This window comes from Streptomyces sp. 891-h (assembly GCF_022760275.1).
Classification (GTDB): domain Bacteria; phylum Actinomycetota; class Actinomycetes; order Streptomycetales; family Streptomycetaceae; genus Streptomyces; species Streptomyces spirodelae.
Window position 1 is genome coordinate 1,847,210 of sequence record NZ_CP050693.1, and the last position, 11,732, is coordinate 1,858,941.

General features: G+C 71.0%; 8 protein-coding genes. 2 read left to right on the plus strand and 6 right to left on the minus strand.

Annotation, left to right across the window (positions count from 1 at the left end):
* Window positions 1–104: 104 nt before the first annotated feature.
* Window positions 105–1,070 carry a sucrase ferredoxin gene (locus HC362_RS07825; RefSeq protein WP_243083192.1) on the plus strand — a complete coding sequence of 322 codons (966 nt, stop codon included), beginning with the start codon at window positions 105–107 and terminating at the stop codon, window positions 1,068–1,070.
* Here HC362_RS07825 and HC362_RS07830 read toward each other — a convergent pair.
* The 3 genes from HC362_RS07830 to HC362_RS07840 form a co-directional block, all read right to left on the minus strand.
* A complete protein-coding gene (locus HC362_RS07830; RefSeq protein ID WP_243083193.1) occupies window positions 1,048–2,667 on the minus strand; it encodes a cation acetate symporter in 1,620 nt (539 codons plus the stop codon). The genes HC362_RS07825 and HC362_RS07830 overlap by 23 nt on opposite strands.
* Window positions 2,664–3,212 (minus strand): DUF485 domain-containing protein, encoded by a 549-nt coding sequence (locus HC362_RS07835; protein ID WP_243083194.1) that lies wholly within the window; start codon window positions 3,210–3,212, stop codon window positions 2,664–2,666. Before HC362_RS07835 ends, HC362_RS07830 begins: the two co-directional genes overlap by 4 nt.
* A 131-nt stretch (window positions 3,213–3,343) precedes the next feature.
* Entirely contained in the window at window positions 3,344–5,467 is a 2,124-nt protein-coding gene (locus tag HC362_RS07840; RefSeq protein WP_243083195.1) for a DNA topoisomerase IV subunit B, read from the minus strand.
* A gap of 553 nt (window positions 5,468–6,020) precedes the next feature.
* On the opposite strand from HC362_RS07840, the gene HC362_RS07845 reads away from it, so the two are divergent.
* Entirely contained in the window at window positions 6,021–6,251 is a 231-nt protein-coding gene (locus tag HC362_RS07845) for a hypothetical protein (RefSeq protein WP_209267805.1), read from the plus strand.
* 283 nt (window positions 6,252–6,534) lie between these two features.
* Here the strand turns inward: HC362_RS07845 and HC362_RS07850 are convergent, their stop codons facing one another.
* From HC362_RS07850 to HC362_RS07860, 3 genes are all read right to left on the minus strand, one after another.
* Window positions 6,535–7,383 carry a serine protease gene (locus HC362_RS07850; protein WP_243088425.1) on the minus strand — a complete coding sequence of 283 codons (849 nt, stop codon included), beginning with the start codon at window positions 7,381–7,383 and terminating at the stop codon, window positions 6,535–6,537.
* A gap of 346 nt (window positions 7,384–7,729) precedes the next feature.
* Complete coding sequence (locus tag HC362_RS07855) at window positions 7,730–9,328, minus strand: RNA polymerase sigma factor (RefSeq protein ID WP_243083196.1); 1,599 nt, start codon at window positions 9,326–9,328, stop codon at window positions 7,730–7,732.
* A 1,353-nt stretch (window positions 9,329–10,681) separates the two neighbouring features.
* On the minus strand, window positions 10,682–11,719 hold the full coding sequence (locus HC362_RS07860) for an FCD domain-containing protein (RefSeq protein WP_347568533.1): 1,038 nt from the start codon (window positions 11,717–11,719) through the stop codon (window positions 10,682–10,684).
* Window positions 11,720–11,732 lie beyond the last annotated feature (13 nt).

Genomic DNA, 11,732 nt, shown 5'->3' on the forward strand with positions numbered 1-11,732 from the left:
CGTTCAGGGCGCCCCGGCCCCCTGCCGGATTCAGGCGCCGGGATTCCGGCGGCGCGCTGCGGCCTGCCCGGCACTCCACGGGAACGCAGGTTAGGCTCGCCTGTGTGAGCATGTGCGCGACGGCCTCCCAGGCCCTGGCCGAGCCCCTCGCGGGGACGGCGGCGACAGCCCGTACCTGGCTGCTGGTCGAGCAGCCGGGTCCCTGGGGCAAGAAGGCGCTGACCCAGAGCCATTTCGATCCGGAGCTCGGGCGGGCCCTCGACACGGCGGCGAGCGCGCACGGCGGCCGGGTGGCGCTGATCCGGCGGCCCGGGCGGCACGCCGACAACTCCCCCACCGCGCGGCACCGCGTCTACCTCGCCGGCACGGTCCCCGGCGACTCCTGGGTGTGGACGACGGAACTGTCCGCCGCCGGTCTGAGCGCGCTGCGGGGGCTGGATTTCGCGGCGCTGGAGGCTCCCTCCGGCACAGGCGGCCCCCCGGTGCCCGGGCCCGGCTGGGAGCCGTATACGGGCGACCCGCTCGCCCTGGTGTGCACCAACGGCAAACGGGACCGCTGCTGCGCGCTCCTCGGGAGGCCGCTGGCGGCCGAGCTCGAAGCGTCCGGCGGCGCGAACGTCTGGGAGATCACCCATATCGGCGGCCACCGCTTCGCGCCCACCCTCCTGGTGCTGCCCTACGGGTACGCGTACGGACGGCTCGGCGCCCCCGCGGTCAAAAGCGTGCTGGACGCCGTCCGGGACGGCCACGTACTGACCGAGGGCTGCCGTGGCCGCTCGGCCTGGGACCGTCCGGGCCAGGCCGCCGAACTCGCGGTACGGGAACACACGGGCGAGACGGGCGCGCACGCGCTGGACGTCACCGAAACGCGCGAGGAGCCGGAAGCCGGGCGCCGGCTGGTGACCGTCACGCATCAGGACGGCCGCGGATGGCGGGTCACCCTCGCCGAGACAACCGAGGGGCCTGCCGTGCCCTCGAGCTGCGGTGCCGCCCCGACCAGCCAGGTACGGACGGCTGCCGTACGGATCGAGGAGCTGCCGCCAGGGGTCAGACCGCACCCGCACCCGTGAGGGAGCGCACCTCCGTCTCGGCGTGCCGCGCCGCGTCGGCGCTCCCGCGGGACAGCAGGGTGCCCAGCCAGCCCGCGAGGAAGCCCAGCGGGATGGAGACGAGCCCGGGGTTCTCCAGCGGGAAGCAGACGAAGTCCCGGCCCGGAAACAGCGCGTTCGGACTGCCCGAGACGACCGGAGAGAGCGCCACCAGCGTGACGGCGGACAGCAGACCGCCATAGACCGACCAGACGGCTCCACGCGTGGTGAAACGGCGCCAGAAGAGCGCGTACAGCAGCACGGGCAGGTTGGCCGAGGCGGACACGGCGAAAGTCAGCCCCACCAGGAGCACCACGTTCAACTCCCGCGCCAGGAGACTCGCCCCGACGGCGACCGCCCCGACCCCGACGGCGGCCACCCGCGCGACGGCGACCTCGCCGCGGCGCCCGCTCCTGGCTGCGGCCCTCCCCCGGCCGTGCCGGGCCAGTGACGCGTACAGGTCGTGCGCAACGGACGCCGAGGCGGCGAGGGTGACTCCCGCGACCACCGCCACAGTGGCGGCGAAGGCGACCGCCGCGACCACGGCGACCAGGGCGGCTCCCGAGACGGAATCCGCCCCGCCGCCCAACTCGGCCGACAGCAGCGGGACAGCGGTGTTCCCCGCAGGGCCTGAGCCGCGCAGTGTGTCGGCGCCCACGAGGGCCGCCGCACCGGTGCCGAGGATGAGGCTCATCAGACAGAAGCTCCCCACCAGCCCGATGGCCCACATCACCGAGCGACGTGCGGCGCCCGCGGTCGGCACGGTGGCGAACCGCGCCAGGAGGTGCGGCAGCCCCGCCGTACCGAGCACCAGCGCCAGGCCGAGGCTGAGGAAGTCGAGCCGGGAGGCCCGGTCCGCGTCCCCATGGAGCAGCCCGGGCGCCAGAAAGTCGTCGCCGTGACCGCTGTGTTCGGCGGCACTGGTCAGCAGCGCGGTCAGGTCGCCGTCGAAGCGCAGCAGCACCAGCACGCTCAGGACCAGCCCACCGCCGAGCAGCAGCACCGCCTTGACGATCTGGATCCAGGTGACGGCCCGCATCCCGCCGAAGACGACGGAGAAGACCATCAGGGCGCCCACCACCAGCACCGTCCAGGTGCGGGCCGCTCCCCCGTGGCTGCCCAGCAGGAGCGCCACCAGGCTGCCCGCACCGGCCAGTTGCGCCACCAGGTAGAGCACCGAGACGGTCACCGACGAACAGCCCAGCGCGACCCGCACAGGCCGCTCGCGCACCCGGGCGGCCACGACGTCGGCGAGCGTGAAGCGCCCGCAATTGCGCACCTGTTCCACGACGAGCAGCACGAGCACCCATGCCACCAGGAAGCCCACGGCCCAGAGCATCCCGTCGTAGCCGTAGAGCGCGATCAGTCCGGCCATGCCGAGAAAGGCGGTGGCGGAGATGTGGCCCCCGACGATGGCGAAACCATTCTCCAGCGGCGTGAAAAGCCTGCCGCCGGCGTAGAACTCCTCCGGGGAGCAGCGCCGGTGCCGCCTGCGAGCCGCCGCGTTGGTGACGGCCAGCGTGACGACCACCACGGCGCCGAACAGCAGCAGCGTCAGCGTCAGGTGACCGGCGCTCACCGCGGGCCACCCTTGCCGGACGCGGCGGATGCGGCGGACGCAACGGCCACGAGGGACGCGGCCCCGCGGGTCATCTCCTGGGTCTCCCAGCGCAGTTCCAGCGCGAGCCGGTCCCTGCGCAGCCGCGCGTGGCGGGCGTACAGCCAGGTCAGCAGGAAGACGGCGGCGAACTGTGCGAGCCCGGCCGCCATACCCGCGTTCAGCACACCGGCCACGGGTCTGGCCATCAGCCCGGGCGCGGCGACAGTGAGCAGTATGAAGCCGAGGTACGACAGCAGGAACGCCGCGCCGACGGGCAGCACGAAGCGCCGGTGCCGGCGGCGGAGCTGCTGGAAGGCCGCGCTGCGCTGGACAGCCGGATAGACGTCGAGCTCGCCGGGGGCCGGGCCCCGGTCGTCGGCCCGCAGCCCATGCTCGACCGACGGCAGCCCGTGCTCGCCGCGCGGCATCGGCGCTCGTTGCCGGGGAAGTGCGGCCAAAGGGGCGCCGCCGGATTCGTGACCGCCCGTGGCCAGGACGTCGTGCCAGGGATCGTCGATGCACATGCCCCAGAATGAGCGCAGGCCACAGATCACTTTCAGCGCAATCCCGCCCCTTCACACCTTCAGGTGACAACTGCTCCGGGTGTGAAGGACGGGACTGCGCTGGAGAGGGGCAGCGGAGCCCGTCCCAGCGCTCAGACGTCGATGCGCGAGCGGTCCAGCGTGGCGGCGGAGGAGCTGATGAACTCCCGGCGCGGCGCCACCTCGCTGCCCATCAGCAGGTCGAACGCCTGCTCGGCCGCCTCCAGATCACTGATGTTGATCCGCCGCAGGGTGCGGTGGCGCGGGTCCATGGTCGTCTCGGCCAGCTGGTCCGCATCCATCTCGCCCAGGCCCTTGTAGCGCTGGATCGAGTCCTTGTAGCGGATGTTCTTGCTCTCCAGCTCCAGCAGCGTCTGGCGCAGTTCGTTGTCCGAGTAGGTGTACAGGTACTTGTCCTGGCCCTTCTTGGGGTTGATCAGCTCGATCCGGTGCAGCGGCGGCACCGCGGAGAAGACCCTGCCCTCCTCCACCATCGGCCGCATGTAGCGCTGGAAGAGGGTGAGCAGCAGACAGCGGATGTGCGCGCCGTCCACATCCGCGTCGGCGAGGAAGATGACCTTGCCGTAGCGCGCCTGGTCGATGTCGAAGGTCCGCCCGGACCCGGCTCCTATGACCTGGATGATCGCACCGCACTCGGCGTTCTTCAGCATGTCCGAGACGGAGGACTTCTGCACATTGAGGATCTTGCCGCGGATCGGCAGCAGTGCCTGGAACTCGGAGTTCCGCGCCACCTTGGCGGTGCCGAGCGCCGAGTCGCCCTCCACGATGAACAGTTCGGTGCGGTCGATGTCGTCGGCGCGGCAGTCGGCCAGCTTGGCCGGCAGGGCCGAGGACTCCAGCGCGGTCTTCCTGCGCTGCGCCTCCTTGTGCTGCCGCGCGGCGATACGCGTACGGGCAGCGGCGGCGACCTTCTCCAGCACGGCGCGGGCCTGCGCCTTGGCGTCGCGCTTGGAGGAGGTCAGGAACGACTTCAGCTCCTTGGCCACCACCTGCGCGACGATCCGGGAGGCTGCCGAGGTGCCCAGCACCTCCTTGGTCTGGCCCTCGAACTGCGGCTCGGCCAACCGGACCGTCACCACGGCGGTCAGCCCTTCGAGGGCGTCGTCCTTGATCACGTCGTCGTCGGCGACCTTCAGCAGCCGGTGGGTGCGCAGCGCTTCGTTGACCGTCTTGGTGACCGAGCGCTCGAAGCCGGAGACATGGGTGCCGCCCTTGGGGGTGGCGATGATGTTGACGAACGACCTGAGCGTCGTGTCGTAGCCCGTCCCCCAGCGCAGCGCGATGTCCACACCCAGCTCGCGCTGGACCTCGGTGGGGATCATGTGGCCGCGGTCGTCCAGGACCGGCACGGTCTCCTTGAAGGTGCCCTGGCCCTGCAGCCGCAGCACGTCGCAGACGGCCTTGTCGGGAGCGAGGTACTCGCAGAACTCGCTGATGCCGCCGTCGTAGTGGAACGTCTCCTCGACGACGCCCTCTTCCTCCAGCCCGCGCTCGTCCCGTACGACGATCGTCAGGCCGGGCACCAGGAACGCGGTCTGGCGTGCGCGCGCGTGCAGCGTCTCCAGGGAGAGCTTGGCGTCCTTGAGGAAGATCTGCCGGTCCGCCCAGTAGCGCACCCTGGTGCCTGTGCGGTTCTTCGGGATCTTCTTACCCTTCAGCAGCCCGCTGGAGGGGTCGAACGGCGCGTCGGGCCCGGACTCGGTGAAGATGCCGGGCACACCGCGGCGGAAGCTGATGCTGTGGGTCCTGCTGTTGAGGTCGACCTCGACGTCCAGCCGGGAGGAGAGCGCGTTGACGACCGAGGCACCGACACCGTGCAGACCGCCGGAGGCCGCGTAGGCGCCGCCGCCGAACTTGCCGCCGGCGTGCAGTTTGGTCATCACGACCTCGACGCCGGAGAGCCCCGTCTTGGGCTCCACGTCGACCGGGATGCCCCGGCCGTTGTCGCTGACCTCGACCGAGCCGTCCTCGTGCAGGGTGACCTCGATCCGGTCGCAGTACCCGCCCAGGGCTTCGTCAACCGAGTTGTCGATAATCTCCCAGAGGCAGTGCATCAGGCCACGGCTGTCGGTGGAGCCGATGTACATACCGGGCCGCTTGCGCACGGCCTCCAGCCCCTCCAGGACGAGCAGATGCCGCGCGGTGTAATTGGAACCGCCCTCGCGGTCTGCCCCGGTCAGCAGTGCGGTGGACGGCACGGACATGTCGGCGGTCACGCGGTTCGCTCCTCGCTGAATTCTGCTTGAGACGGCTGGGTTGCCGCGTCAGAGGGTACCGAGGCCCAAGACGGCACGTGGCGTGCGACCCAGGAGACGGAAGTGTGCGACCCGGGAGACGGATCAGGAGAACTGCCATGCTAGCTCACGTTCGATATTCTGTTCGATAAGGCGATGGATGCCGACCCCCGTGCCGCAAACATCACGTTCCCATCCAGGCATGAACCATTTAGGCTCCGGGCACGTCCTCCACAACGAAGGGTTGGACAGCCCGGAGTCGGAAGACCACACAACGGCACGAAGCAGACCTGCCAGCGCCACTGGCAGAGCCGGCCACCACACACCGTCACAGACCCAACGACAGACCGAACACATCGACGGACACCGACGGAAAGCTCCCAACCCCTGCAATACGGCCCATTCGCCGCCACCCGGCAACTATCCGGCCTCCCGGCCAAAAAAGTCCGGGAATGAAGGCCAGTGCGGGAACGTTTTCGGCCTGGTTGGATGTTGACCCTGGTACGACAGCTCGTCGAGCTAGAGAAGAGGCGACGTGACTACAGTTCTGACCCCCGCGACTCCGCTGACGGCAGCCGACCGCTGTGACCGGTGCAACGCACAGGCGTACCTGCGCGTTGTCCTCGTAAGCGGCGGAGAGCTGCTGTTCTGCGGCCACCACGGCCGCAAGTTCGAGCCGGAACTCAAGAAGATCGCCGCGGAGATACAGGACGAGACGGAGAAGCTCACCGCGACTCCCGCCACCGCAGGCGATGACGAACGATGACCTGCTGACCCGACGCCTTCGCGTCCACGTCCGACGAGCTATCCCGGCACAGGCCGGAAACCGGCGGACGGTCTTCCCGGATCCCGGGAGGACCGTCCGCCCTCGTCATTTCAGGCCGCTCTCGCCGGCCGCTTGTCGGCCACGCTTGTCGACCCCTCTCTGCGGGGCCGGGTCTCTTCTCTGCGGGGCCGGGTCTCTGCGGGGCCGGGCGCTTCGTACGCGTCGGCCGGCCCACTGCCCGCTCGCCGCCCAGGCAGCCCCGACAGGGGCCTCAGAGGGCCCCTCAGGTCCCTGAGGGCGAGGCCGCGCCATTCTGGCCCTGGACCACGGACTCGGTCGCGGAGATCCGCGTATAGACGCCGGGCTTGCCCGGCTCACCACAGCCGATGCCCCACGAGACCAGGCCCACCAGCTTGCCCTGGGCGACCAGCGGGCCGCCGCTGTCCCCCTGGCACGCGTCCCTGCCTCCCTGCTTCAGCCCGGCACACATCATGGTCACCGGGTCGTAGGTGCCCTCCACGGAGCCCGGGTAGGCCTTCTTGCAGTCCGCCTCCGGCAGTACTTTCACTCGCGCGGCGTGCAGCGTGGTCGCGTAATTCCCGCGCCCCGTGGTGTCGCCCCACCCGTAGACCGAGGCCGGGGTACCGGCCCGGTAAGCCGGATCGCCCCGGTGGGCCATCGGAATGACGGACCCCTGGGGCACCGGGGATGCCAGCCGCAGCACGGCGATGTCCCCCCTGTTGGTCCTGGAGTCGTAGTCCGGGTTGACCTTCGAGGACTCGACCGGGATCTCCTTGCCCGCCGTACTCGTCAGATCCCCGCGCCCCGTGATCACCCGCAGGTCGTCGACCTGCGCGGGATCGGCGCCCAGCACCTCCCGGCTGAGGCAGTGCGCGGCCGTGACCGCCGTACGAGGGCCGACGACGGCGCCCCCGCAGAACTGGCCCGAGCGCTGCGGGCCGAACCGGGTACGGCTGGAGAGGGCCACGACCCACGGGTGGGCCTCTGCGCTCACCGGACCGCCGCCGACGACGACGCGGTCGGATCCGTTGTCGTGCGCGGCGTGGGCGGCGTGCGCGGCGGCCTGCGGGGCTGCCGGAGCGAGCAGCGTCGCTATGAGCGCCACCCCCAGGGCGACAAAACGACTTTCCGACCGCCTCGGGGTGCGGCTGGCGCCTGTTCGCTTACAGCGCATCGATCGCATGAGACCGACCTCCTGACCGTACGGAACTGTGTGACTACCCAGGGTGTTCCGAGATCAAGCGAGTCGCATCCCGGACGCACCGGGACGCGCCCCGGGGACCGCACAGATGTGCGGATGCCGGGTCAGGCGAACGGCAGCAGCGGAAGGGAGGGGGACGGACGGAGAGAGGGACGGAGGAAGGGACAGAGGGAGAACAACGCGGAGGCCGGTGAACCCTCGTTCGGGTTCACCGGCCTCCGCGTAGTCCGGCGCTGTTCCTCAGCCCACGGCGACGTCAGTCCAGGTAGTCGCGCAGCACCTGGGAGCGGGACGGGTGGCGCAGCTTGGACATCGTCTTCGACTCGATCTGACGGATGCGCTCACGCGTCACGCCGTAGACCTTGCCGATCTCGTCGAGCGTCTTGGGCTGGCCGTCGGTCAGCCCGAAGCGCATCGAGACGACGCCCGCCTCACGCTCGCTGAGCGTGTCGAGCACGGAGTGCAGCTGCTCCTGCAGCAGCGTGAAGCTGACCGCGTCCGCGGGGACGACCGCCTCGGAGTCCTCGATCAGGTCACCGAACTCGCTGTCGCCGTCCTCGCCCAGCGGAGTGTGCAGGGAGATCGGCTCCCGGCCGTACTTCTGGACCTCGACGACCTTCTCGGGCGTCATGTCCAGCTCCTTGGCCAGCTCCTCCGGAGTGGGCTCGCGGCCCAGGTCCTGGAGCATCTGGCGCTGGACACGGGCCAGCTTGTTGATGACCTCGACCATGTGCACCGGGATACGGATGGTGCGGGCCTGGTCGGCCATGGCGCGGGTGATGGCCTGCCGGATCCACCACGTCGCGTAGGTCGAGAACTTGTAGCCCTTCGTGTAGTCGAACTTCTCGACCGCACGGATCAGACCGAGGTTCCCCTCCTGGATCAGGTCCAGGAAGAGCATGCCGCGGCCCGTGTAGCGCTTGGCCAGCGAGACCACCAGACGGAGGTTGGCCTCCAGCAGGTGGTTCTTGGCGCGGCGCCCGTCCTCGGCGATGATCTCCAGCTCGCGCTGCAGCTTGGGGGCCAGCTTCTCCTCGGCCGCCAGCTTGTCCTCGGCGAAGAGACCGGCCTCGATCCGCTTGGCGAGCTCGACCTCCTGCTCCGCGTTGAGGAGCGGGACCTTGCCGATCTGCTTGAGGTAGTCCTTGACCGGGTCGGCCGTCGCCCCCGCTGCGGCGACCTGCTGGGCCGGCGCGTCGTCCTCGTCATCGTCGGAGATGACGAAGCCCTCGTTCTCGTTCTTGACCTCGACGGCGGGCCCTTCCTCGGGACCGGGCTTGCCCGAGGGCTTGGCGGCGATGTCCTCCACCAGCTCCTCGTCGCCTTCGAGCAGTTCGTCGACGACGGACTTCTTGGCTGCGGTCTTCTTCGGCGCTGCCGTCTTCTTGGCCGCGGTCTTCTTCGCCGCGGTCTTCTTGGCCGCGGCCTTCTTCGCGGGCTTCGGCGCGGCCTCTTCCCCGGCGTCCGGGGCGGCACCCGTGGCGGAGGCGGAGGTGGCGGCCGGAGCAGCCGGAGCCGCGCTCGCCGGGGTGGCCTTCTTGGCCTGTGTGGTCTTGGCAGCGACCGTCTTGGTGGCGGTGCGCTTGGCCTGGGTCTTCGCTGCGACGCTCTTACGGGTGCGTTTGGGCGCCTCGGCTGCACTCACCATCAGCGTCACACCCTCCTCGTCGAGGATCTGATTGAGGCTGCGCAGAACGTTCTTCCACTGGGTTGGCGGAATCTGGTCAGCCTCGAAGGCCCGACGTACGTCGTCGCCGGCGATCTGCCCCTCAGCCTTCCCCCGCTCGATGAGCGCCATCACGGACTCGGATTCGGCGATCTCCGCGGGGAGAGTACGGGATGTGCTGGCCGACACGAACAACCTCTCGGAACGATGGAAACGGCGGACCGCCGGCGGGGATGAACCGACGGCGCGGGCGGAGCAGTGGAGAAATAACGGGTAAGAACAAGAGCCCCGTATGGAGCGCCCGTATTCCCTCCTCCGCTGTCACCTCTTGAGTCATCGCATGGGGACGGGAAGCGTTACGCCCAATTCACGTGGCCCGAGTCACACCGCATACCCGGTCCTACACGGTGATAACCGGATGAAACGGGTGCTCGTGTGGGTGAGAGCGGGTGCCCTGTGTGGGTGAGTGCGGGGTTGAGCCCGAACTCGTGGGTACGGCCGTGCCGCCGGAGAACGGAGGCACGGCCGTCAAGAACCGTGGTGCCCCGGTGAACCGGGCCCCGGCCCCGGCCCCGGCCGGGGGACGAGCCCGGAGCGGAGAACCGGTCCGGCGGGTGAGCCCGACCGCGTACGGAGAACCGATCCGGCGGGTGAGTCGGACCGCCCACTGAGACCGGCCCGGGCTTGTGAGCCTGACCGCGTACGGAGAACCGGCCCGGCGGGTGAGCCCGACCGCATACGGAGACCAATGCACCGGGCGAGCTCGCCCGGCCCGGCTTGGCTCGGCTTGACTCAGGAGGGCACCCCTGCGGCACGGCGACCGTGGGACGCCGAACCTGCGGAAGCCGACCGTGCGAGTGGCGACCTCGCGGAGGGCCGGACCCGCACGGGCAGCGGAGCCCGCGAAGGAGCCTGGCCCTGTGGAAGCCCGATCCCGCGACGGAAGCCGGACCCATGCGGAAAGCCGACCAGCGAGGGGGCCGGACCCGCCAACGCCCCGGCCCCGCAAGAGCCGGACCCGCAAGAAACCGCCCGCAAGGTGAGCCCTGCCGGTACCGAGAGCCAACCCGGTGCCAAGAGCCGTCCCCGGAGGAAGAGCCGTCGCACTGGGGACGGCCGCCTCGGTGTGGGCGGCCGCCTCGGTGCGGGGCGCCTGCCCCGGGCCCAGACTCCGCGCCCGAGGGGCCGGGGCCGCTCCCCGTAGGGCAAGGCCCGGGCCGGGGCCCGCCCCGGGTTGCACCGGGTCCGGCGAGCTTCCGCACCAGCCCCTCGCCGGGGTCCTGCCGACCTGCCGTGCGGATCCCTCGCCGGGTCCGGCCAGGAGTCGGGCGGCGGATCGCCTGGCGCCCGGCGCCCGGTCCCGACCCCCCTGACTCCCCTGCCGATCCCGGCAGAACGGGTCCGCAGTGGGACCGGAAGGCCGAGCCCCGGGCCGGGCCGTCCGGCTGCAGCCCGGGGCCGTACCAGGGCGCGGATCGCCGGGCGGGCGCCGTCGAGAAAGCCGAGCGAGCCGTTCGGCCTGCCCGAGCGTGCCCGCTCCGGTCAGTGCTCGCGAGGGGCGGGCACCACATGGTCCGCCCCGCCGGCGGCACCCGCGCTGCCCGGCTGACCGGGCTGGCCGGCTCCGGCGGGCACCCCGTGGGTCCCCGGCTGGGCGGCCTGGGCCGACTGCGCCGCCTGGGCGGGCTGACCCGAGGCGGCGGGGGCGGGAGCGCCCTGCGCGGGCTGCGCGGCGGGCACCGACTCGGCTTGCCCGCTCAGCACCTGACGCATGGCCGCCTCCGCGACGGCCGCCTCCCCGGCGACCATCGCGTCCACGACCCGGCGGTGGTTGGCGACGGTGCTCTCGGTCGGCTGCTCGCAGCAGGCGGTCGCCCCGCCGGAGACCTGCAGAGCGGAGGAGACGATGCCGGAGAGGTGCTCCAGCATCCGGTTGCCCGCCGCCTGCAGGATCAGCCCGTGGAACTCGGCGTCGGCCCGCGAGAAGGTGAGGGCGTCGCCCTGCGTGTGAGCGTGGCTCATGATCTCCGCCATGTCGGCGAGGCGCTGGTGCATGTCGTCGTGGCTCTGTCCGGCGGCGAGGCGGGCGGCGAGGGGCTCGATGGCCCAGCGCAGCTCGCACAGCTCACGCCGCTGCCCTTCCCGCTGGGGGCCGAAGGCCCGCCATTCGATGATGTCGGGGTCCAGCAGGTTCCAGTCGCTGACAGGCCTGACCCTGGTGCCGACGTTGGGCCGCGCGCTCACGAGGCCCTTGGCCTCGAGGACACGCAGGGACTCGCGTACGACGGTACGCGAGACCTCGAAGCGCTGGCCGATCTCCTCGGGGACGAGCGGGCGGTCGGCGCCCAGGTCTCCCGAGACGATCATCTGGCCGAGCTGCTGGACGAGTTGGCCGTGCAGGCCCCTGCCTCGGCTACCGGACGCACGTCGTCCCACTCGATTCATCTCAGCCTCGGAACCCTCCCACGCCGAGGCGTTGGTTGTGGTGCGCGCCGTTCCCGTGGACTCGGCGTATGCGTAGCGGTCCAGCTCGCCCGGGCCTACGAGGCCGGTGTCGACGGGGCGAGCCGCGGTCATCATGGAGTGCGCAAGG